We start from the raw sequence: 20,611 nt of genomic DNA, 5'->3' as shown, positions 1-20,611 counted from the left end.
CTCACTGCTGGTTCGCGCCGGTCACTTGCGCGAAGGCGGCCTGATTAATGCTAATCCCGATGTCTGCTTCAAGCTTGTTGACGTAGGAGGCAACCTGCTCGTCGGTCAGCGACTTGTCGATGCTCTCCTTCAGCTTCTTGACCTCGTCGGAGGCGATATCGATCGGGGGATCGACGATGTCGGTGACGCGATAGACGATGACCTCGGTGCCGCCGGTCACGGGCGCCTGTCCGACGCCGTCCTTGGCGGTGCGGAAGGCGGCGGCCACGATGCTTGCGGGCACGCCGGCGGGCTGATCGTTGCGCTTGAAGCCGCTGGCGGTCTCGACCTTGGCGTTGATCGCAGCCGCCTCGTCGGCGAGCTTGCCGCCCTGTTCGAGCTTCTGCACCATTTCGGTCGCCTTGGTCTTGAGCTTGGCCGCGATCTGGTCCTGGCGCCATCGCGCCTCGACCTGATCGCGAACCTCGTCGAGACTGCGGTCGCGCGACGGCGTGATGGCGAGCACGTCGTACCAGACATAGCCGCCCTTGTAGGAGATCGGGTCGTTGTCGACCCCGACGTCGCTGTTGAAGGCTTGCGAGACCACGTCGAGGCCCTGCGGGATCTCGGCGACCGGCTGCCCGTTCGGTGCGCGGCCGGAGCGGTCGACGGCATCGATGGTCACGGCGGTGAGCCCGAGCTTCTTTGCGGCATCGGCGACGCTGGTGCCGGCACCGCGTTCGTCCTCCATCTTGTCGCGGAGCTCGCCGACCTTGGTGCGCGCGCGCTCGGTCGCGATCTGGCGCTTCAGCTCGCCGGCAAATTTGGCGTAGTCGGCCTCGACGCCCGGCTCGATCTTGTTGACCTTGACGATCGAGACCCCGATGGGCCCCTGGATCGGTTGGCTGATTTCGCCAACAGGAAGCGCGAAGGCGACATTGCCGACAGCGGGTTCGAGTGAGGACTTGGTCACGAGCCCGAGGTCGACATCGGAGGGACTGAGCCCGCGCTCCTTGCCGAGATCTTCGAAAGACAGCCCGCCGACGAGGCGCTCGCGCGCGGCCTGTGCCTCCGCCGCGTTCGGGAACACGATCTGCTGGATCTGCCGCTTCTCCGGAGTGGAGAGCTGCTCCTTGCGCTGATCGAACAGCTTCTTCGCGTCGTCATCGGAGACGTCGCTCCACTTGGCGATCTCCTCCGGCGAGATCACGGCGAACACGATCTTGCGGTATTCGGGCGCCCGGAACTGGACCTTGTGATCCGCGAAATAGGCGGCGAGCGCCTCGGGCGAGGGCGCCTCGATGGTGCCGGCCTGCGCCGTGTCGAGCCTGACGAACTCGATCGAGCGCTGCTCGTTCTGGAAGCGGGTTGCCACGTCAAGCATGGTTTTCGGCGCCTCGAGACCGGCGCCGATCGTGCCGGTAATCTGCCGGCGCAGCGCCACCTTGCGCTGCTCGGCGACGTAACGCTGCTCGGTGTAGCCGAAATTGCGGATCAAGCCCTGGAAGCGGTTCGCATCGAACTTGCCGTCGACGCCCTTGAAGTTCGGATCATTCATGATGAGCTGGCGGATCTGCTCGTCGGACTCGCCGAGCCCGAGCCGGCGGGCGTTTTCGTCGAGAGCGGCTTCCGCAATCGTTTGCTGCAGCACCTGGCGGTCAAGGCCGAACGCGCGCGCCTGGTCGGGCGTCAGCGGGCGGCCGAACTGGCGGCCGATCTGCTGGAGGCGGTCGGTGTAGATCTGGCGGAACTCGTTGAGCGAAATCTCGGTGTGCCCGACCTTGGCCACCGTGGACTGTCCGAAGCCCCGGAAAATGTCCGCAATGCCCCAAATGCCGAAGCTGATAATCAACACGCCCATCACGACGGCCATAATGGTCTTGCCGACCCAGTTTGATGAGGCCTTGCGCATTCCTCGAAGCATTTGGTCCAACTTGTTTGGCAGGAGGGGAACGGGAGCGCGTCTTAATGCAGATTCCGCAAAAGCGCGTCACCAAATTGATATGCCATCATAAAGTGGCGGCTTTCGCCCCGCAACCTCGCCTCAGGCCGCTCCAAGCTGCGGTTAAAAGGCCCGAAAGCGTTTTCAAGCGAAGTGGGGACCGGTTCGCGTCAGGAAAACGCGTCAAAACAAGAATCTGGAACTGCCGCGATAGCTCTGCTAGCGCATGCAGAAACCTCATTCTGCTGGAAAATGACATGACCAATGCCATCCGACCGCTGATCGCCGGCAACTGGAAAATGAACGGCCTGAAGGCCCAGGCCGCCGAATTCGATGCCATGCTCAATGGGGCGGCAGAGGTGGCTGGCAAGGCCGATCTGCTGGTCTGCCCGCCGGCAACCCTGATCGCGGCCTTTGCCGACAAGGCGCGCGGCAGGGCCGTCGCCGTCGGGGCCCAGGATTGCCATGCCAAGGCCTCCGGCGCCCATACTGGCGATATCGCGGCTGAAATGCTTGTTGACGCGGGCGCAACCGCCATCATCGTCGGCCATTCCGAGCGCCGCGCCGACCATGGCGAGGGCGATGGACTGATCCGGCAGAAGGCCGAGGCCGCCTGGCGGGCCGGCGCGGCCGCGATCGTCTGCATCGGCGAGACGCAGGCCCAGCGCGATGCCGGCCAGACCCTCGAAATCGTGCGCAGCCAACTCGCTGGCTCGCTGCCGGATGGCTCCACGGCCGCTAACCTGGTCGTGGCCTATGAACCGGTCTGGGCCATCGGGACGGGGCTGACCCCCACTTCCGCCGATGTCGAGCAGATTCATGGCTTTATCCGGGAACTCCTGACCTCCAGGTTCAAGGCAGATGGGGCCAGGATGCGGATCCTTTACGGCGGCTCGGTCAAGCCTTCGAACGCGGCCGAGCTGATGGCGGTGAACAACGTCAATGGCGCGCTGGTCGGCGGCGCCAGCCTGAAAGCGGCCGATTTCCTTGCGATCGCGCAAGGCTGTCCTAAGTAGAGACTGCCCCGTGTAAAGCGGGGGCCATGGCCGATCGGGGGTGGCAATGCCTCTTCCGATCGTGTAACACCGCGCAACTTCAGGAAAACCCGCGAAGCGCGATCGGCTGCCGGCACCGGCGCCGTCGGCTTGTGACGGAAGGATACCATGCAGACTGTTGTCGTCGTCATCCATCTCATGATCGTTGCCGTCATGATCGGCGCCGTGCTGCTCCAGAAGTCGGAAGGCGGCGGCCTCGGCATGGGCGGCGGCGCCGGCTTCATGTCGAGCCGCGGCACGGCGAATCTGCTGTCGCGCACCACGGCGGTCCTCGCAGCCGGCTTTTTCCTGACCAGCCTCTTCCTGTCCTGGTATGCCGGTTACAACCGCGCGCCGACCTCGATCATTGGCCAGCCGGCGTCGCAGACCCAGCCGGCCGGCGGCAACCCGATCACCGCGCCGACCTCGGGCGGTATTCTCGATACGCTGAAGAAGGCGGATGAGCAGCAGGCCCCGGCAGCGCCGAGCGGCCCGCAGGTGCCTCGCTCGCAATAAAGCAGGGGGGCCATGCAGGACGATGGCTACCGTCGTGCATCAACAACCCCCATCAAGGCTCTGTTACCACACTTAGTTTTGGCTCACCCACAGGCCCGCAGATTCTTTGGGGCGGAATGCGAATCGCTTTGGCGAATCGGATTCGAGGGATTAGAGGTTAGGTCCCATGGCGCGGTACATCTTCATCACCGGCGGCGTGGTTTCTTCGCTCGGCAAGGGTCTGGCTTCAGCGGCGCTCGGTGCCCTGCTGCAGGCCCGGGGCTACAAGGTCCGCCTCCGCAAGCTCGACCCCTATCTCAACCTCGATCCCGGAACGATGTCGCCGTATCAGCACGGCGAAGTGTTCGTGACCGATGACGGCGCGGAGACCGATCTCGATCTCGGTCACTACGAACGTTTCACCGGACGTCCCGCGACCAAGCAGGACAACATCACGACGGGACGCATCTACCAGGACATCATCTCGAAGGAGCGCCGCGGCGATTATCTTGGCGCGACCATCCAGGTGGTGCCGCACGTCACGAACGCCATCAAGGACTTCGTGCTGTCAGGCAATGATGACTACGACTTCGTCCTGGTCGAGATCGGCGGCACGGTCGGCGACATCGAGGGCCTGCCGTTCTTCGAGGCGATCCGCCAGCTCAAGAACGAGCTGCCGCGCGATCACGCCATCTACATTCACCTCACGCTGCTGCCCTACATTCCCAGCGCCGGAGAGTTGAAGACCAAGCCGACGCAGCATTCGGTGAAGGAGTTGCGCTCGATCGGTATCCAGCCGGACATCCTGCTTTGCCGGACCGATCGCGAGATTCCGAAGGAAGAGCGGCGCAAGCTCGGCCTGTTCTGCAACGTGCGCGAAAGCGCCGTGATCGAGGCGCGCGACGCCGACAGCATCTACGCGGTGCCCGAAGCCTATCATGCGGCTGGGCTGGACGACGAAGTGCTCGCGGCCTTCGGCATCGGTTCGCGGATTCCGCCGGTGCTCCAGAGCTGGCAAGAGATCAACGAGCGCATCCGTAATCCCGAAGGCGATGTCACCATCGCCATCGTCGGCAAGTACACGGGCATGAAGGATGCCTACAAGTCGCTGATCGAGGCCCTCTCGCATGGCGGTATCGCCAACAAGGTGAAGGTCAATCTCGACTGGATCGAGAGCGAGATCTTCGAGAAGGAAGATCCGGCGCCGTTCCTCGAGCACGTCAACGGCATCCTGGTGCCCGGCGGCTTCGGCCAGCGGGGTGCGGAGGGCAAGATCAAGGCGGCTCAGTTCGCGCGCGAGCGCGACGTGCCGTATTTCGGCATCTGCTTCGGCATGCAGATGGCGGTGATCGAGGCGGCGCGAAACCTCGTCGGCATCGAGGATGCCAACTCCACCGAGTTCGGCCCGACCAAGGAGCCGCTCGTCGGCTTGATGACGGAATGGCTGCGCGGCAACGAGCTCGAGAAGCGCTCGCAGGCCGGCGATCTCGGCGGCACGATGCGCCTTGGCGCCTATCCCGCCGCGCTCAACCGCGGCAGCCGCGTCTCGCAGGTCTATGGCGGCGCCACCGAGATTTCGGAGCGCCACCGTCACCGCTACGAGGTCAACACCGCCTACAAGGACCGCCTCGAGCAGCACGGCCTGAAATTCTCCGGCCTCTCGCCCGACGGCGTGCTGCCCGAGATCGTCGAGTACGAGGATCACCCCTGGTTCATCGGCGTCCAGTTCCACCCCGAGCTGAAGTCGCGGCCGTTCGAGCCGCACCCGCTGTTCGCCTCGTTCATCCAGGCGGCGATGGTGCAGAGCCGGCTGGTGTAGGGCGTGATCCCGGCTTGCGCGGCCTACGCCGCGGCGATGTCCATCCTGCGACAGAAGCAGGATGCCTTGATCGGGACCTCCGCCCGCGCCTGAGCGAGATCAAGCCGCTGCTTGATCAGCGGCGTCTCGGCCCTGTCGCCCCGCCGCACAAGGCATTCGTGCAATCCGTGAAGCGACCACAGATTGTCGGGATGTTGACAGGCCCGGCTTAACTTTCCGTCGAGGCCGAGATCGGAACGGTACACGGCTTCGGCTTCCTCGATCCGTCCCTGCTCCAGAAGCAGCGCACCGAGCGCGTGACGCGGTGGCTGCATCCATCCCCAGGGCTCGTCATAGGGCAGGGCGTCGCTCAGCGCGATCGATCTGCGCAGCTCGGCAAACGCCGTGTCGTAGTTGCCTTTGCGATATTCGAGCTCGCCATTCAGCATGGCTTCGGCCACGCCGAGCAGGTTGACGACCTTGTTGTTGTGAACGAGCCGGCTCTCCGGGACGCGCGCCTTCGCCTGTCCGAACAGCGCCTTTTCAGTTTCGGCCTCAGTGAGATGGCCAAGCGCCGAGTGAGCCACCGCCTTGGCATAGTGGATCATGGCGCTCACCGAGCAGTACAGCCCGCGATCCTCGGGCAGCGCTTGGGCAATGATGTCGTTCCATTTGCCGAAGCGCACGAGAACGTGCTGCTTCATCGTCAGGTAGCCTTCCAGGAAGTCCGCCATGGGCGGCGATTGAATGCGCAGCACCTGATCGGGCACGGTCGCAATGAGTTCCTCGGCCGCGGCGATGGCGGGAGCGTATTGGCCCAGGAACATCGCGCCGTAGATTGCGAAGTGAAAGTTGTGAATGACGTAGATCAGGTAGACACCTGGATCGTCCGAATAAGCGAGGAACCTTCGGTCGGTCGCGAGCGCTTTTTGGTTGTAGAGCAGAACGTCATTGTACTGCCCGCACAGCACATCGAGATGTGTCGGCATGTGGATCAGATGTCCGCTGTCGGGCATGATCGCGCGAAGCCGGTCGCCGGCTCGCATCGCCCGTTGCGGGAAAGGCGACATCTCCATGAGATGAACGTAGAGATGCAGCAGCCCCGGGTGATCCCAGGCGGCCGGCATCCTGTCGAAAGCCTGTTCGAGAACCGCCCTGCATTCTTCGGTGCCGGCTCCGGTGGTGGGTTTTCCGGACGCCAGGTCCCACATCAGCCATGGCGTCTCGTTCATGATCGCTTCGGCAAGAATGGCTCGGACGTCGAGGTCATCGGAGTATGTGGCGAAGACCTTGCGCATCTCCTGCGTGAAGGCCTTATCCCATGGCGCCATGTCCTCGATTGCCTCACGCTGCGGATAGCGCGCAGACAAGGCCCGGATCAGCGCATGCTCGACCGGACTTGCGTTGCCCGCATGCGCGAGGGCGTCCTGCGTCGCATCGTAAGATGCCGCGAGCGCCAGTTGGCGGCCCTGCGCGTCATAGCGAACCCAGGGCAGGTTGTAGTTGGGGCCCGCGGCGTAGCCGATGCCCCAATGCGCCATCGCACAGCTTGCGTCGTGGGCGAGCGCTTTGCGAAAACACTTGATCGCTTCAGCGTGGTTGAATCCGAATACCCAGTTGAGCCCTCGGTCGAACCAGAGCTGCGCATCCGCCGCCGACGTGGTGATTGTGCGGCTGTACGGTCCGAGATCAAAATAGGTCATGTTTCTGCCTCCCTTGATCGCTGCGGCCGCGTCGCCGCTCGTGGGCGTCAGCGGCGGCTGACACGAAAGATGGAGCCCGCAACAGTATCAAGAACAGCGGCCGGGATCCGTGCTTTGCATATTGGCCTTATTTTTGGCAGGATGGAAATCAGCCATTTTTCGTATATACGATTTGAGCGCCACCGGGGCAGTTGCGGTTCAATCGGCGCGCTACTTGGCTGCAGCCCACTGCCGCTCTACCTTGTGGCGTAAGGGTGTAGTCGGCTCGATGTGCAACGGCTCTAAAGGCGCTCGCGTCGAGTGCTCCGGCGCAACCGATCCCGCGATCAGCGTCATTTGCCGCCGGCGCGTCAGCTTGTACACGGCGGCCGGCGGCACGTTCAGGAAGGCCCGGTCGACCAGCGTTGCGCGCAGGCCGAGACGGTCGAGCACCGGCCGCGGAATCGGGCAGCTCACGCCGTAGGTGAATTGGTAGAACGCGCCGCCGGGGCGGACATAGCTGAATGCGCCACCCAGGATCGAGACGACCTTGCGCGTCGACATGTTGAGCAGCGGCAGTCCGCTCACGACCGCGCCGACTGGCGCACCGACATAGAGCCGCTCCGTCGCCAGCCGTGCCGCATCCATCCACAGCACTCGCGCGCCGGGAAACCTTATTTGCAGGAGCTTCATGAAGTCCGAGCCGTATTCGATCAGCGTGAGATCCTGTGGCCTGACGCCGCGTTTCAACAGCATGTAAGTAAATGCGCCGGTGCCGGGACCGAGCTCGAGGATCGGGCCGGTCTTTTCGGTGATCTCGCGGGTGATGAGATCGGCGAGCGCCGCCCCCGATGGTGCGATGGCGCCGACCTGGCGCGGTGAAGACATCCAGGACAGGAAGAAGGAGAGAAAATCGTTGGGCATGCGCACTCCGGCATTTCGATTGCACCTCGGGGATCAGAGGTGACGCGGAGGCACTGTCGCGGCGGTGGATTGCGACAGCATTGCGCTGCGCGCAGCGATTGCAGATTCGAATCAACTGTTCGGGGTTGGCCGCAGCGTCATTCTGAAGCAGGTGCCACCGTCCGCGCCGTCGGTGACCGAGACCTGTCCGCCGTGCAGGAGCACGATTTCGCGCACCATGTTGAGACCAAGGCCGGCGCCGCGATCGAGCGGCGACAGCCGATAGAACGGCTCGAAAATCTGCTCGCGTTGATCGGGCGGAATGGCGTCGCCTTCGTCGATGACTTCGATGCAGGCGGGATTGCTGACGCGAATCCCGATTGTGCCGCGGCGGGGGCCGTGCTGGATCGCGTTCTGCACGAGATTGGTCAGCGCGCGCTCCAGCGCGGCGGCGTCGCCCATCGTCTCGACCGGCATCGCGGGTGCATCGAGCGCCAGGTCGTAACCTGCGGCAATGGCCAGGGGTGCGAGGTCGGCGGCCGCGCTTTGCGCGATCGCGACGAGATCGACACGCGTGAAGGGGTTGCCGGAACGATCGAGCCGCTGGATGTCGAGCAGTTGCTCGGCGAGCGTCGCCAGCCGGGCGGCGTCCTCCAAGAGCCGGGTCTTGTCCGGACCGGAGGGCAAGGATTCCAGCCGCGTGTTGAGAATCGCGATCGGCGTGCGCAATTCGTGCGCGGCATCGGCGACAAAGCGCTCGTGCCTGATATAGCCCTGATCGAGCCGCGCCAGCGCATCGTTGATTGCGGTGACCAGCGGCACGACCTCCAGCGGAATGCGCTCCACCGACAACCGCGCGCCGCGCTGATGGATGTCGATGCGCCGCGCCTGTTCGGCGGTCGTGTCGAGCCCCCTGAAGGCGCGTTGCACGATCATCGGCGTCGCGACGAAGGTCGCGGTGCCCATCACCAGAAGGCCGGGCAGGGCGATGCCGAGAAACGCCAGGGAAGTCATCAAGAGCGCCTTGGCGCCGGTCATCCGGCCCTGCGTCGCGGTGATGATCTGCACATTCCCGGCGTCGGTGTCGACGCGCTTCAGCCGCGCGGCAGGCTTGCGCGGATCATCCTCCAACATTTGCCAGCCGAGCCGCGCCTGGCTGATCTGGTCGAGGCCGCCGCCGATCGCCGCGAATTCGGCCGGCACGGCGCCTTCGGTGAGCGAAGGTCCGTGCCGGTCGCGCACCAGGAACCAGAGATCGGGTGTCTCGGCGCGCAACTCTTTCAGTTCGGACGTCGACCGCAGGGTCAGATCGCCTTCGGCGTCCCGTGTGAGCGCGCGCTGTACGACATCGATCACGCGGTCCTCGTCGCGCTCGGCGAGCACGAAGCCCGAGGCGCAGAGCGCACCGACGACCACGCCAACCAGCGCCAGAAGCAAGGCGGCCTGAAGCGCGAGCAGGCGCCAGCTCAGTCGCGAGCGCAGGCAATAGGGATCGTCATGCCGGCTCATGAAAGCTTCTTCAGGAGATAGCCGACGCCGCGAATGCCGTGAATCTCCACGCCGGCATCGGCCTCAGCGAGCTTGCGGCGTAGGCGCGAGACATGGGTGTCCAACGCGTTCGACTGGATTTCGTCATCGAAATTGTAGACGGCCTCTTCTAGCGCCGAGCGCAGCACCGTGCGGCCCATCCGGCGGATCAGAGCTTCGAGCACCAGCAGCTCGCGGCGCGGCAGCTCGAACGGCTGGCCGTCGATGCTGGCCTCGCGATGACTGAGGTCGAATGCGATGCGGCCGGCGCGGATGATGTCCGGGGACAGGCCCGCAGGCCGCCGCAGCACGGCACGAAGCCGCGCCAATAACTCCTCGACCGCGAACGGCTTGGCGAGATAGTCGTCGGCGCCGCTGTCGAGCCCGGCGACGCGGTCGGCCAGCTCGCCGCGCGCGGTCAGGACGATGATCGGCACGCCGCCGGCACGCGCCCGCAGCTTCGGGATCAGCTTCAGGCCGTCGCCGTCCGGAAGCTGACGGTCGAGCAGGACGGCGGCATGGACGTCGGCGGAAATCGCTTCCTCGGCGTCCGCGAGCGTGGGGACGTGATCCACCACCATGTCGTAGCGCCTCAACGCGGACGAAAGCGCTGCGGCCATCTCCATCTCATCCTCGACGAGCAATATCCGCATGTAACAGGCACCTGAACCGCAACTGAGCCATTCTAGCGCCCCATCATTGCGGCAGCATTGCGGGAACAAAACCAGCCATGCGCGGAACGCCGCCGGGGCGGTCGAGCGGGCCTCAAGACAACCTCGGGGCCGCACGTTATAACCGCCGCACCCGTTCGGGAGGAAAACAACAATGATCTACGAAATGCGCGTCTATCGCTGCGTGCCCGGCCGCCTGCCGGCACTGCTGAGGCGGTTCGAGACGGCGACACTGAAAATCTGGGAGAGGCTTGGCATCAAGCAGGCCGGGTTCTTCACCACGCTGGTCGGCGAATCCAACCAGGAGCTGACCTACTTTCTGGCCTGGGAGTCGCTGGCCGAGCGCGAGCAGAAGTGGGGCGCGTTCATGACTGATCCGGAATGGCTCGAGGCGCGCGCCAAGTCCGAAGCGGACGGCCAGATCGTTGCCAACATCCTCAGCCAGATCCTGGCGCCGACTGCTTTCTCGTCCGTCAAGTAGCGGCTGGCAGGTCGGGGGTTGCCGCGGGAGGCGCCGCGCAACCCTGATATTCTGATGGCCTGTGACGAATGGGGTTGATCGGCCTCTCATCACCGCTATGGTCGCCGCGAAACGAGGGACTTGGCCTTGAGCTCTTCATCTTCCGCGGCACCGGTGGTCAGCGTCGGCACGGTCAAATTCGGCAATGATCTGCCGATCTCGATCATTGCAGGACCCTGCCAGCTCGAAAGTCGTCAGCATGCGCTGGAGGTCGCCTCCGCGCTGAAGGAGATCGCAACGCGGCTGAAGATCGGCCTCGTCTACAAGACCTCGTTCGACAAGGCCAACCGCACCAGCGCGTCGGCTGCGCGCGGGCTGGGCCTTGCGCAGTCGCTGCCGATCTTCGCCGAGATCCGCTCCTCCTTGGGCCTGCCGGTGCTGACCGATGTGCACGATGCCGCGCAATGCGCCGGTGCGGCGGAAGCCGTCGACGTCCTGCAGATCCCGGCCTTCCTGTGCCGGCAGACCGATCTGCTGCTCGCCGCGGCCGCGACCGGCAAGGTCATCAACGTCAAGAAGGGGCAGTTCCTCGCGCCCTGGGACATGACGAACGTCGTGAGCAAGATCACCGGCGCCAACAATCGCAACGTCCTCGTCACCGAGCGCGGCGCCTCCTTCGGCTACAACACGCTGGTCTCCGACATGCGCGCGTTGCCAATCATGGCGCGCACGACCGGCGCGCCCGTGATCTTCGACGCCACCCATTCGGTGCAGCAACCGGGCGGGAAGGGCGCCTCCTCCGGCGGCGAGCGGGAATTCGTGCCGGTGCTGGCGCGCGCGGCCGTCGCGGTCGGTGTCGCCGGCGTGTTCGTCGAGACCCATCCCGATCCCGATCGCGCGCCTTCGGACGGCCCCAACATGGTGCCGCTGCGCGAGTTCGAAGGGCTGATCCGCACGTTGATGGCGTTCGACGCGGTGACGAAAAGCGCAACGCACTGATGTCCCAGCCTGCGACTGGGCTGTCGTCCGGCCAGAAATTTCCGCCCGCGATCAACATCATCGCACTGGCAAGCTTCTCGGCGGCCTTGTCCACGCGCGCGCTCGATCCCATCCTGCCGCACGTCGCCGAGGATTTTTCGATCAGCATCACGACGGCTGCGAGCATCGCGGCCGGCTATGCCTTGATCTACGCACTGGTCCAGCCCGTGATCGGCGCGGCCGCCGACATGTTCGGCAAGGCGCGGTTGATGACACTGTGCCTGGCCCTGCTCGGTGTCGCCTCCATTCTCGGCGCCGTCGCGACCACGTTCTCGGGCCTGTTCGCAAGCCGCATCCTGGCCGGCATTGCCTCGGGTGGCGTGTTCCCGGTTGCTCTTGGTCTAACCGCTGACCTCGTTGCTCCCGCCAAGCGGCAGGTCGCCATCGGCCGTACGCTGGCGGGCTCGATGACCGGCAATCTGTTAGGCGCGACCGCTTCCGGAATCATCGGCGAACTGATCGGCTGGCGCGGAGTGCTGATGATGCTTGGGGCGCTCGGCGTGATCGCGGCGATTGCAGTGGCGGCGGGCTTTCGCGGTGCCGCGCTGGCCGCGGCGCCGAAGACCGATCTGAGGGCCTTGCGGCAGGGCTATCGCACCATCTTCGCCAATCCCAATACGCGCTATTGTTATTCGGCGGTGTTCGTCGAAGGCTGCTGCGTGTTCGGCCTGTTTCCGTTCATCGCGGCGCTGCTGTTCGATCTCGGCGAAAAGTCGCCGTCGATCGCCGGCATCGTCATCGCCGGATTTGCGGTCGGCGGACTGTTCTACACGTTCACCGTCTCGCGCTTCCTGCCCTGGCTCGGCGTCAAGGGCATGATGATCGCAGGCGCGGGGCTCGTCGCCTTGCAGCTTGGCGTGCTCGCCTTCGGTCCGCAGTGGAAGCTGCAATTCGCCAGCATGCTGGCGATGGGGTGGGGCTTCTACATGATCCATGGCTGCTTGCAGGTGTTTGCCAGCGAGCTGTCGATCGGGGCGCGGGCGACCGCGATGTCGCTGCACTCGTTCTTTTTCTTCATGGGGCAGACGGTCGGCCCGATTGCCTATGGGCTCGGGCTCCAGCACGGCGGCAAGGTGCCGACGTTGTTTGCAAGCGCCGGGATCATGATGGTGCTGGGGCTGGTTTGCGCCCGGATGCTCAGGCCGCGGGCACCGTCGGACGCACTGGCCTGATGGAAACTACCGACCTCCGTATTTTCCCGTAGGGGGACGGTAGCCAAAACCTTTCGATCTTAAATCAAATCTCACGGTTGGCTCCGTAGATTGCCGACAAGCCGTCGGTTGCGGCGTCATTCCATCGGATCGCCAGATGCAAAAGCAACGCTCGGTCGCCCGTATTCTCGGGGCAGTGGTCGGCTCTCTCGGTATCGTCCTCGTTCTCATTTGCGCCTACAGCGTGATGCACGCGGTCAGCCGCTATGCCGACAGCAACCGCATCGTGTCGCTCGCGATGGCGAGCCGCGACATGACCAATGCGCTGGTGGTCTTCCGGCTCGAGCGCGGAGATACGTTGAGCAATCTGGCGGCCGCGGCGCCGACCCCCGAGAACACGCTCACTTCCATCGCCGACATGCGCGCGGCCGCCATCAAGAACTATGCGCAGGCGCTCCAGACCCTAGAGCAGCTCGATCTGCCCGGCCTCGCCGAGCGCGTGCAGAAGCTGCGTGGCACCTGGCAGGAGGTGGATGGACTGCGGTCACGCTCCACGGCAGCGCTACGCCAGGAGAAGGCGGCGCGCGACGCGGCCCTGGCCCCCGCCTGGGCCAAGGCGTCCGACGCTTATATGGATGCGATCGGCGAGGTGACCGCGCATCTGGACAACAGCATGACCTTGATCGACCCGGTGGTCGACCGCCTGCTGCTGGTCAAGCAGTCGGCCTGGCTGACGCGTGCGACCGCCGGCCAGATCATTCTCTCGCAGTTCAGCACGATTCTGGCCAACAAACCCTGGACCGCGACCGATGGCATCGATTTCGCCGACCTGCGCGGACGCTCGCAGGCGACCTGGAGCATCGTGCGAGCTCTGAGCGTGAATGCCGCCTCGCCCGCGCTGTTGCAGGCGATCCGCGACGCCGAGCCTGAGATGTCCGGCGAGCTCTACGACGTGCGTAACTCGGTTGCGGCTCATCTGCTGAAGGGCGAGCCGGCCGGCATCACCGGTCTCGACTACCGCAATCGTCAGCTCGAAGGCGCTGACAAGCTCGTCGGTGTGACGCAGTCCGCGTTGGCCGACATGATTTCGCGCGCGGAGGAGGGCGTTGCCCAGGCCCGCTCCAGCCTGATCCTGTTCGGCCTCTTGGTGCCGGCCTCGCTGGCGCTGATGATCGGCGGCCTGGTCCTGATGCGCAACCGCGTCACCCGGCCGCTGACCGCGATCACCGGCGTCATGACCCGCTTTGCCGATCATGATTTCGTCAGCGACGTGCCGGGCCTCGACCGCAACGACGAGATCGGCCGCATGGCCGTGGCCTTGCAGGTGTTCAAGGACGCCATGATCAAGGCCGAACGTCTCTCCGGCGATCAGGCGGCCGAACGCGCCGACAAGGAGAAGCGCGCCAGCGCGCTCTCAGGGCTCGTGCGGCAGTTCGAAAGCCGGATCGGCCAGATGGTGCAGACGCTGTCGAGCGCGTCAGGCGAGCTGGAGACGACGGCGCGCTCGATGTCGGGGACGGCGGCGGAAGCCCAGGCCCAGGCCGGTTCGGCCTCGACACTGGCCGATCAGGTCGGCGGCGGCGTGCAGACGGTGGCCGCCGCGGCCGAGGAGCTCAATGCCTCGATCCGCGAGATCAACCGCCAGGTCGAGCAGGCAAGCCGCGCCACCGAGCATGCCGTTGTCACGGTGAAGGAGACCGACAGCACCATGCGCGCGCTCGCCGACGGCGCTGACCGCATCGGTGAGGTCATAGGCCTCATCACCTCGATCGCGGGCCAGACCAATCTGCTGGCATTGAACGCGACGATCGAGGCCGCGCGCGCCGGCGAATCCGGGCGCGGCTTTGCGGTCGTGGCGAGCGAGGTGAAGAACCTGGCGTCGCAGACGGCGAAGGCAACCGAAGAGATCAGCGCCCAGATCACGGAGATCCAGGCCGCGACGCAGAAGGCGGTCTCCGCCATCGACGGCATCGTCAAGACCATCGAGGAGGTATCGAGCATTAACCGCGTCATCGCCGCCGCCATCGAGGAGCAGAACAAGGCAACGGCCGAGATCGCCGACACGGTGCAGCACACGGCGGAAGCGACCTCGACCGTGACGCGCAACATCGCGACCGTCTCGTCGGCGGCCAACGAAACCGGCCGCGCGGCCTCCGGCGTGCTGAAAGCGGCCGCCGATCTGTCGAGCCAGTCGGCCTCGCTGACCGGCGAGGTGGACAGCTTCATCACCAGGGTGCGCGAGGTGGCTTAGGATGATATCGAGATTGAAATAGAAGCGAATAGACCGGGGGCGAGGATCGGATCATAGTCGTTGGGGTCACTTGCGGGGGGCATGCGGGGGCAAGCGAAGGGCCACCGAATGTACGGCAACATTCTCATGAGCACCGATGGTTCGGAGGTCGCCAGGAAAGGCGTCGAGCATGGAATTGCCCTGGCAAAAGCTTTGAATGCCAAAGCGACCATCGTCACCGTGACTGAAGCGCTGCCGATCGATTATGGCGGCGGATTTGACTCTGGATGGGTTCCTTCACGGGACGAGATTGATCGTTTTGACGCCGCTTGCCGGGAGCGGGCAGGCAAGGTGCTCGAGCAGGCACGTGCCATGGCCGAGCAGATCGGGATCTCGGTCGAACTCTTGCATGTTCCGAATTCGCACCCGGCCACGGCGATTGTCGAAACGGCCAAGTCCAGACGCTGCGACTTGATCGTCATGGCCTCTCATGGGCGTCGGGGCCTCAGGAAGCTGTTTTTGGGAAGCCAGACATCCGAGGTTCTCGTGAACGGTAGCGTGCCGGTGTTGGTCGTGCCCTAGCCGCCGTCAAACCCGATTATTTCGTTCCGTCAGCCACGATCGGCTCCATTCCACTGGCGATGATCGCGTCGCGCGCCGCGGGTGAGGCCAGGAACTTGATCAGAGCGCGACCGGCCTCTTGCTCTTTGGCGACGGTCGCGATCCCGGCCGAGAAGATCGTGATCTGCTGCAACTCCTTCGGCAGCGGACCGACGATGTCGATCCCCTTCACGGGCTTCAATTCGCTGATCTGCTGGAAGCCGAGCTCGGCTTCGCCGCGCGCGACGATTTCGCCGACCGGCGTTGCCGGGATCTTGCGCGCCTTGTCTTTCATGGCTTCGGCGATGCCGAGCTTGCCAAACATCTCGGTCGAGATGTAGACGCCGCTGGCGCTGTCGGAATAGGCGATCGTCTTTGCCGCCAGCAACGCGGTCTTGACGGCATCCACCGAACTGATGTCCGGCTTCGGCGCTCCCGATTTCACGGCGACGCCGATGGGCGAGCGCGTCAGGTCGACCTGACTGCCGGCAACGACCTTGCCCTTGCTCGCGAGATCGGCCAGCGCATAGCCGACCATGATCAGAACGTCGGCGGGTTCGCCGCGCTCGAGCCGGACCGGGATCGCATTGGTGGTGGTGCCCATCGATGGTCCGTAGGCGGTCAGGACCTTGTTGCCCGTGGCTTTTTCGAATTCCGGCACGAGCGCCTGATAGGCGGCCGTGAATCCGCCCGAGATCATCACGCGGATTTCGGCCGCGTTGGACGGGCCGGCAAGCCACAGAAGTCCGAGAACGCCGAGCGCGAGTCCACGGACTTTCCCAGATGTCGTTGTCATCGTCATGGATCTCCAGCTAGCCCCGGCCACGGTAGGGCGCGACGCCTTGCTCCGGCACCCAGAGGCCCTTGGGCACGCTTCCGGTCTGCCAGAACACGTCGATCGGAATGCCGCCGCGCGGATACCAATAGCCGCCGATCCGCAAGAATTTCGGCTTGATCTCGCTCGCGATGCGCTTGCCGATCATGACGGTGCAATCCTCGTGGAAGGCGCCGTGATTACGGAAGCTCGCAATGTAGAGCTTCAGCGATTTCGACTCCAGCAGCCACTGGCCGGGCGCATAGTCGATCATCAGATGGGCGAAATCGGGTTGTCCCGTGACCGGGCAGAGCGAGGTGAATTCCGGCACGGTGAAGCGGACGAGATAGTCGGTCCCGGCTTGCGGATTCGGCACGCGGTCGAGCTTGGCCTTCTCAGGCGCATCAGGCCATTCCACGGCACGGCCGAGTTGCAGGTTGGGTGAGGTGTTCGACTTGCTGGGCTTTTTCGACATGCGGCCCTCTTAGCCAATCATGGCGCGGCCGTCACCCGGCCTTTTCCGCTTCAATGCATTGCGGTAGAAGCAGCCGCGAACTGCCCCCTTTGTTCCCCGAAAAGAGGCCCTCATGACCGCCATCATCGATATCATCGGACGCGAAATCCTCGATAGCCGCGGCAATCCCACCGTCGAGGTCGACGTCGTGTTGGAAGATGGCGCGCTCGGCCGCGCTGCCGTGCCGTCAGGCGCCTCGACCGGTGCCCATGAGGCGGTCGAGCTGCGCGACGGCGACAAGGCCCGCTATCTCGGCAAGGGCGTCACCAAGGCGGTCGGCGCCGTCAATGGCGAGATATCAGAGGCGCTGAGCGGTCTCGACGTCGAGCAGCAGGCCCAGATCGACCAGGTCATGATCGACCTCGACGGCACGCCGAACAAGAGCCGGCTGGGCGCCAACGCCATCCTCGGTGTCTCGCTCGCCTGCGCCAAGGCGGCCGCGAACTCGCTCGACATGCCGCTCTACCGTTACGTCGGCGGCACCTCGGCGCGGCTGCTGCCGGTGCCGATGATGAACATCATCAATGGCGGCGTGCATGCCGACAACCCGATCGACTTCCAGGAGTTCATGATCCTGCCGGTGGGCGCCTCGTCCTTCGCCGAGGGCCTGCGCTATGGCGCGGAGGTCTTCCACACGCTGAAGTCCGAGCTGAAGAAGGCCGGCCACAACACCAATGTCGGCGACGAAGGCGGCTTCGCGCCGAACCTGCCGTCGGCGGACGCCGCGCTGGAGTTCGTCATGAACGCGATCGGCAAGGCCGGCTTCAAGGCGGGCAGCGACATCGTGCTCGGTCTCGATTGCGCCTCGACCGAGTTCTTCAAGGGCGGCAAGTACGTCTATGAAGGCGAGGGCAAGACCCGCTCGATCTCCGAGCAGGCCAAATATCTCGCCGATCTCGTCGGCCGCTATCCGATCGCGACCATCGAAGACGGCATGTCGGAAGACGACATGGACGGCTGGAAGGAGCTCACCGACCTCATCGGCAACAAGTGTCAGCTGGTCGGCGACGATCTCTTCGTCACCAACGTCAAGCGCCTCGCCGAGGGCATCAAGGCCGGCCGCGCCAATTCGATCCTGATCAAGGTCAACCAGATCGGCACGCTGACCGAGACGCTCGCCGCCGTCGAAATGGCGCACAAGGCCGGCTACACCTCGGTCATGTCACACCGCTCGGGCGAGACCGAGGATTCCACCATCGCCGACCTCGCGGTCGCCACGAACTGCGGTCAGATCAAGACCGGCTCCCTTGCGCGCTCGGATCGCACCGCCAAATACAACCAGCTCCTCCGCATCGAGCAGCAGCTCGGCAAGCAGGCGCTCTATGGGGGCAAGGCGGCACTGAAGGCGCTGGCATAAGCCAGCGCTTCAACCAGGACAGGGGAGGGTCGACATGAGCGACGGCAAGACCGGACTGCAACTGCGTTCGCTGATCAAGACGAGCGGAGAGCTCGAGATCTCGCTGGTCGACGTGCCGACCCCCGAGCCTGCCGACGACGAGGTCGTCGTCCGCATCGAGGCGGCCCCGATCAACCCGTCCGACCTCGGCCTGCTCGTCGGCGCGGCCGACATGAGCACGGCCAAGGCCTCGGGCACCAAGGAGGCGCCGATCATCACCGCGAAGGTGCCTGACGGTGCGATGCGCGCCATGGGGGCGCGGATCGATCAGTCCTTGCCCGTCGGCAATGAGGGCGCGGGCGTCGTCATCAAGACCGGCGCGTCGGATGCCGCGAAGGCCCTCATGGGCAAGACGGTCGCGATGATCGGCGGCGCCATGTACGCGCAGTACCGCACCCTGAAGGCGCGGGACTGCCAGCCGCTGCCCGAGGGCACGACGGCGGCGGAGGGCGCGTCCTGGTTCGTCAACCCGCTCACCGCGCTCGGCATGACCGAGACGATGCGGCGCGAAGGCCACAAGGCGCTCGTGCACACCGCGGCCGCGTCCAATCTCGGCCAGATGCTGAACAAGATCTGCATCAAGGACGGCATCGGGCTCGTGAACATCGTGCGCAGCCAGGAGCAGGCGGAGATACTGAAGAGGATCGGCGCGAAGCATGTCGTCGATTCCAGCAAGCCTGATTTCCTCGACGATCTCACCAATGCCTTGGTCGAGACCGGCGCCACCATCGCCTTCGATGCCATCGGCGGCGGCAAGCTCGCCGGCGACATCCTCAACTGCATGGAAGTCGCGATCAACAAGACCGCGAAGGAATACAGCCGTTACGGCTCCAGCGTGCACAAGCAGGTCTATGTCTATGGCGCGCTCGATACGCGCCCCATCGAACTGCCGCGCGGCTTCGGCATGGCCTGGGGTGTCGGCGGCTGGCTGCTCACTCCGTTCCTGCAGAAGATCGGACCCGCCGACATCGGGCGGCTGCGCCAGCGCGTCGTGAGCGAACTGAAGACGACATTTGCCAGCCACTACACCAAGGTGGTGTCGCTTCAGGAGGCGCTCGATCCCGCCAACATCGCAGTGTACGCCAAACGTGCCACCGGCGAAAAATTTCTCATCAATCCAAATAAATCGTCGTGATCTGCAGCCGCAGGTGGACGCCCGGCCATACGCCCGGCCACACATCGTTCGCGGTCGCTTCAGGCTGACAAGAAAGCCGTCATCCGTTTGCAGTGAGAGGGCCGCCGCGTGGCGGCCCGATTGTGTGGGCCGACGATCTGCTTTCGCGAAACGCAGCGTTTCCAAATCGGAGCGGTTCATGCACTTGCATCCAATGGTGCGGATCGCTTAAGTGCCGCGCGGCACTTCCCCCTCGAGGGTTCAAGGAAAACCAAGGATAATCTGATGGCCTACAACATCGTCGTGATCGCCGGCAGCCTGCGCAAGGACAGCTTCTCGCTGAAGATCGCCAACGCGCTCGCAAAGCTTGCGCCTGATTCACTCAAGCTCGAGGTCGTCACTCCCGCCGGCATCTCGTTCTTCAACCAGGACCTCGAGGGCGCGCCGCCCGCCGACTGGCTGGCCTTCCGCGAAAAGCTCCAGAAGTCCGACGGCGTCATCTTCGTCACGCCGGAATACAACCGCGCCATCCCGGGCGTGCTGAAGAATGCCATCGATGTTGCCTCGCGCCCCTATGGCAAGAGCTCATTCAACGGCAAGCCGGTCGGCATCGTCTCCAACTCGCCGGGCCCGCTCGGTGGCGTCAGCGCCGCCAAGACGCTCCAGAACATCCTGCCTGGGATCGCGGGCCCGATCATGCAGCAGCCCGAGACCTACCTGAACGCGGTCGGCGACGCCTTTGACGCCGAAGGCAACCTCACCAAGGATTCGCTGAAGGGCGTGCTCCAGGCGTACGTCGACGCTTTTGCGGCGCACGTGGCCAAACACCACGGCTGAGGCCGCTCGAGCCTGCGTCATGCCCGACAAGCCCCCGGGCATGACGATTGGCGGCGCGGGCAGGGGCAAATTAGCACTGCCTTAACCAAGCTGGCCCATCTTGCCAAAATGGTCTCCCGCGCGCGCCTCAAATCGATCCTGACCGGTCTCGCCCTCTACGCGATGGCGGCCGCGATCGTCGGCTATTTCGGCGTCAACGCCTATACCGGCAAATACGGCCTCAATGCCCGCCAGGAACTCGACCAGGAGATCATCGCGTTGACCAGCGAGCTTGCCCAGCTCAAGCGCGAGCGCGCCCGCAACGAGCAGCGCGTCTCGCTGTTGCGCACGGAAAAGATCGACCCCGACATGCTGGACGAGCGGGCCCGGTTCCAGCTCGACTACGTCAATCCGCATGATCTCGTTCGGATGATCCCGCAGAACTGA

Annotated in this window: 19 protein-coding genes; 12 read left to right on the top strand and 7 right to left on the bottom strand. The window is 64.7% G+C overall.

Annotated features, from left to right (window positions below; genetic code table 11):
* Nucleotide 1: 1 nt before the first annotated feature.
* Complete coding sequence (locus ACVIIW_RS28390; protein ID WP_456703752.1) at nucleotides 2-1,903, bottom strand: SurA N-terminal domain-containing protein; 1,902 nt, start codon at nucleotides 1,901-1,903, stop codon at nucleotides 2-4.
* 275 nt (nucleotides 1,904-2,178) lie between these two features.
* Here ACVIIW_RS28390 and tpiA point away from each other — a divergent pair, with 275 nt between their 5' ends.
* The 3 genes from tpiA (at nucleotide 2,179) to ACVIIW_RS28375 (ending at nucleotide 5,269) form a co-directional block, all read left to right on the top strand.
* Entirely contained in the window at nucleotides 2,179-2,937 is a 759-nt protein-coding gene (gene tpiA / locus ACVIIW_RS28385; RefSeq protein WP_456703751.1) for a triose-phosphate isomerase, read from the top strand.
* Nucleotides 2,938-3,084: 147 nt separating this feature from the next.
* Nucleotides 3,085-3,471 (top strand): preprotein translocase subunit SecG, encoded by a 387-nt coding sequence (secG, locus tag ACVIIW_RS28380; RefSeq protein WP_456703750.1) that lies wholly within the window; start codon nucleotides 3,085-3,087, stop codon nucleotides 3,469-3,471.
* 166 nt (nucleotides 3,472-3,637) lie between these two features.
* Complete coding sequence (locus tag ACVIIW_RS28375) at nucleotides 3,638-5,269, top strand: CTP synthase (protein ID WP_456703749.1); 1,632 nt, start codon at nucleotides 3,638-3,640, stop codon at nucleotides 5,267-5,269.
* A gap of 23 nt (nucleotides 5,270-5,292) precedes the next feature.
* On the opposite strand, the gene ACVIIW_RS28370 is transcribed toward ACVIIW_RS28375, so the two are convergent.
* The 4 genes from ACVIIW_RS28370 to ACVIIW_RS28355 all read right to left on the bottom strand — a co-directional run bounded on the left by ACVIIW_RS28370 (nucleotide 5,293) and on the right by ACVIIW_RS28355 (nucleotide 10,013).
* Nucleotides 5,293-6,951, bottom strand: a complete 1,659-nt coding sequence (locus tag ACVIIW_RS28370; protein ID WP_456703748.1) for a hypothetical protein — start codon at nucleotides 6,949-6,951, stop codon at nucleotides 5,293-5,295.
* A gap of 210 nt (nucleotides 6,952-7,161) precedes the next feature.
* On the bottom strand, nucleotides 7,162-7,854 hold the full coding sequence (locus ACVIIW_RS28365; protein ID WP_456703747.1) for a class I SAM-dependent methyltransferase: 693 nt from the start codon (nucleotides 7,852-7,854) through the stop codon (nucleotides 7,162-7,164).
* A 111-nt stretch (nucleotides 7,855-7,965) separates the two neighbouring features.
* The gene (locus ACVIIW_RS28360; protein ID WP_456703746.1) at nucleotides 7,966-9,342 is read right to left on the bottom strand and encodes a sensor histidine kinase; all 1,377 of its coding nucleotides are present in this window, start codon (nucleotides 9,340-9,342) and stop codon (nucleotides 7,966-7,968) included.
* On the bottom strand, nucleotides 9,339-10,013 hold the full coding sequence (locus ACVIIW_RS28355; RefSeq protein WP_456703745.1) for a response regulator: 675 nt from the start codon (nucleotides 10,011-10,013) through the stop codon (nucleotides 9,339-9,341). The genes ACVIIW_RS28360 and ACVIIW_RS28355 overlap by 4 nt, the downstream gene beginning before the upstream one ends.
* Nucleotides 10,014-10,185: 172 nt before the next feature.
* Here ACVIIW_RS28355 and ACVIIW_RS28350 point away from each other — a divergent pair, with 172 nt between their 5' ends.
* From ACVIIW_RS28350 to ACVIIW_RS28330, 5 genes are all read left to right on the top strand, one after another.
* Nucleotides 10,186-10,512, top strand: coding sequence for an NIPSNAP family protein (locus ACVIIW_RS28350; protein WP_456703744.1), 327 nt, complete (start codon nucleotides 10,186-10,188; stop codon nucleotides 10,510-10,512).
* 126 nt (nucleotides 10,513-10,638) lie between these two features.
* Nucleotides 10,639-11,490, top strand: a complete 852-nt coding sequence (gene kdsA / locus ACVIIW_RS28345) for a 3-deoxy-8-phosphooctulonate synthase (RefSeq protein WP_456703743.1) — start codon at nucleotides 10,639-10,641, stop codon at nucleotides 11,488-11,490.
* Nucleotides 11,490-12,701: an MFS transporter gene (locus tag ACVIIW_RS28340; RefSeq protein ID WP_456703742.1), complete on the top strand. Its 1,212-nt coding sequence runs from the start codon at nucleotides 11,490-11,492 to the stop codon at nucleotides 12,699-12,701. Before kdsA ends, ACVIIW_RS28340 begins: the two co-directional genes overlap by 1 nt.
* Nucleotides 12,702-12,837: 136 nt before the next feature.
* Nucleotides 12,838-14,931 carry a methyl-accepting chemotaxis protein gene (locus tag ACVIIW_RS28335; RefSeq protein ID WP_456703741.1) on the top strand — a complete coding sequence of 698 codons (2,094 nt, stop codon included), beginning with the start codon at nucleotides 12,838-12,840 and terminating at the stop codon, nucleotides 14,929-14,931.
* A 108-nt stretch (nucleotides 14,932-15,039) separates the two neighbouring features.
* The gene (locus tag ACVIIW_RS28330; RefSeq protein WP_456703740.1) at nucleotides 15,040-15,492 is read left to right on the top strand and encodes a universal stress protein; all 453 of its coding nucleotides are present in this window, start codon (nucleotides 15,040-15,042) and stop codon (nucleotides 15,490-15,492) included.
* A 16-nt stretch (nucleotides 15,493-15,508) separates the two neighbouring features.
* Here ACVIIW_RS28330 and ACVIIW_RS28325 read toward each other — a convergent pair whose 3' ends face one another.
* Both ACVIIW_RS28325 and queF read right to left on the bottom strand, forming a co-directional pair.
* Nucleotides 15,509-16,306: a substrate-binding domain-containing protein gene (locus tag ACVIIW_RS28325; RefSeq protein ID WP_456703739.1), complete on the bottom strand. Its 798-nt coding sequence runs from the start codon at nucleotides 16,304-16,306 to the stop codon at nucleotides 15,509-15,511.
* A gap of 16 nt (nucleotides 16,307-16,322) precedes the next feature.
* A complete protein-coding gene (queF, locus tag ACVIIW_RS28320; RefSeq protein WP_456703738.1) occupies nucleotides 16,323-16,799 on the bottom strand; it encodes a preQ(1) synthase in 477 nt (158 codons plus the stop codon).
* A 112-nt stretch (nucleotides 16,800-16,911) separates the two neighbouring features.
* Between queF and eno the strand changes: the two genes are divergently transcribed.
* The 4 genes from eno to ACVIIW_RS28300 all read left to right on the top strand — a co-directional run bounded on the left by eno (nucleotide 16,912) and on the right by ACVIIW_RS28300 (nucleotide 20,611).
* Entirely contained in the window at nucleotides 16,912-18,195 is a 1,284-nt protein-coding gene (eno, locus tag ACVIIW_RS28315; RefSeq protein WP_456703737.1) for a phosphopyruvate hydratase, read from the top strand.
* Between the two features lie 34 nt (nucleotides 18,196-18,229).
* On the top strand, nucleotides 18,230-19,369 hold the full coding sequence (locus ACVIIW_RS28310; RefSeq protein WP_456703736.1) for a zinc-binding dehydrogenase: 1,140 nt from the start codon (nucleotides 18,230-18,232) through the stop codon (nucleotides 19,367-19,369).
* A gap of 264 nt (nucleotides 19,370-19,633) precedes the next feature.
* Nucleotides 19,634-20,185 (top strand): NADPH-dependent FMN reductase, encoded by a 552-nt coding sequence (locus tag ACVIIW_RS28305; protein ID WP_456703735.1) that lies wholly within the window; start codon nucleotides 19,634-19,636, stop codon nucleotides 20,183-20,185.
* A 108-nt stretch (nucleotides 20,186-20,293) separates the two neighbouring features.
* A complete protein-coding gene (locus tag ACVIIW_RS28300) occupies nucleotides 20,294-20,611 on the top strand; it encodes an FtsB family cell division protein (protein WP_456703734.1) in 318 nt (105 codons plus the stop codon).

This window comes from Bradyrhizobium sp. USDA 4449 (genome assembly GCF_054056275.1).
This window is presented reverse-complemented; position numbering and strand designations above follow the sequence as displayed.

Excerpts from the sequence above, each read along its gene's own strand:
- ACVIIW_RS28390 (WP_456703752.1), bottom strand. The coding sequence starts at position 1,903 with ATGCTTCGAGGAATGCGCAAGGCCTCATCAAACTGGGTCGGCAAGACC.
- tpiA (WP_456703751.1), top strand. The coding sequence starts at position 2,179 with ATGACCAATGCCATCCGACCGCTGATCGCCGGCAACTGGAAAATGAAC.
- secG (WP_456703750.1), top strand. The coding sequence starts at position 3,085 with ATGCAGACTGTTGTCGTCGTCATCCATCTCATGATCGTTGCCGTCATG.
- ACVIIW_RS28375 (WP_456703749.1), top strand. The coding sequence starts at position 3,638 with ATGGCGCGGTACATCTTCATCACCGGCGGCGTGGTTTCTTCGCTCGGC.
- ACVIIW_RS28370 (WP_456703748.1), bottom strand. The coding sequence starts at position 6,951 with ATGACCTATTTTGATCTCGGACCGTACAGCCGCACAATCACCACGTCG.
- ACVIIW_RS28365 (WP_456703747.1), bottom strand. The coding sequence starts at position 7,854 with ATGCCCAACGATTTTCTCTCCTTCTTCCTGTCCTGGATGTCTTCACCG.
- ACVIIW_RS28360 (WP_456703746.1), bottom strand. The coding sequence starts at position 9,342 with ATGAGCCGGCATGACGATCCCTATTGCCTGCGCTCGCGACTGAGCTGG.
- ACVIIW_RS28355 (WP_456703745.1), bottom strand. The coding sequence starts at position 10,013 with ATGCGGATATTGCTCGTCGAGGATGAGATGGAGATGGCCGCAGCGCTT.
- ACVIIW_RS28350 (WP_456703744.1), top strand. The coding sequence starts at position 10,186 with ATGATCTACGAAATGCGCGTCTATCGCTGCGTGCCCGGCCGCCTGCCG.
- ACVIIW_RS28340 (WP_456703742.1), top strand. The coding sequence starts at position 11,490 with ATGTCCCAGCCTGCGACTGGGCTGTCGTCCGGCCAGAAATTTCCGCCC.
- ACVIIW_RS28335 (WP_456703741.1), top strand. The coding sequence starts at position 12,838 with ATGCAAAAGCAACGCTCGGTCGCCCGTATTCTCGGGGCAGTGGTCGGC.
- ACVIIW_RS28330 (WP_456703740.1), top strand. The coding sequence starts at position 15,040 with ATGTACGGCAACATTCTCATGAGCACCGATGGTTCGGAGGTCGCCAGG.
- ACVIIW_RS28325 (WP_456703739.1), bottom strand. The coding sequence starts at position 16,306 with ATGACAACGACATCTGGGAAAGTCCGTGGACTCGCGCTCGGCGTTCTC.
- queF (WP_456703738.1), bottom strand. The coding sequence starts at position 16,799 with ATGTCGAAAAAGCCCAGCAAGTCGAACACCTCACCCAACCTGCAACTC.
- eno (WP_456703737.1), top strand. The coding sequence starts at position 16,912 with ATGACCGCCATCATCGATATCATCGGACGCGAAATCCTCGATAGCCGC.
- ACVIIW_RS28310 (WP_456703736.1), top strand. The coding sequence starts at position 18,230 with ATGAGCGACGGCAAGACCGGACTGCAACTGCGTTCGCTGATCAAGACG.
- ACVIIW_RS28305 (WP_456703735.1), top strand. The coding sequence starts at position 19,634 with ATGGCCTACAACATCGTCGTGATCGCCGGCAGCCTGCGCAAGGACAGC.
- ACVIIW_RS28300 (WP_456703734.1), top strand. The coding sequence starts at position 20,294 with ATGGTCTCCCGCGCGCGCCTCAAATCGATCCTGACCGGTCTCGCCCTC.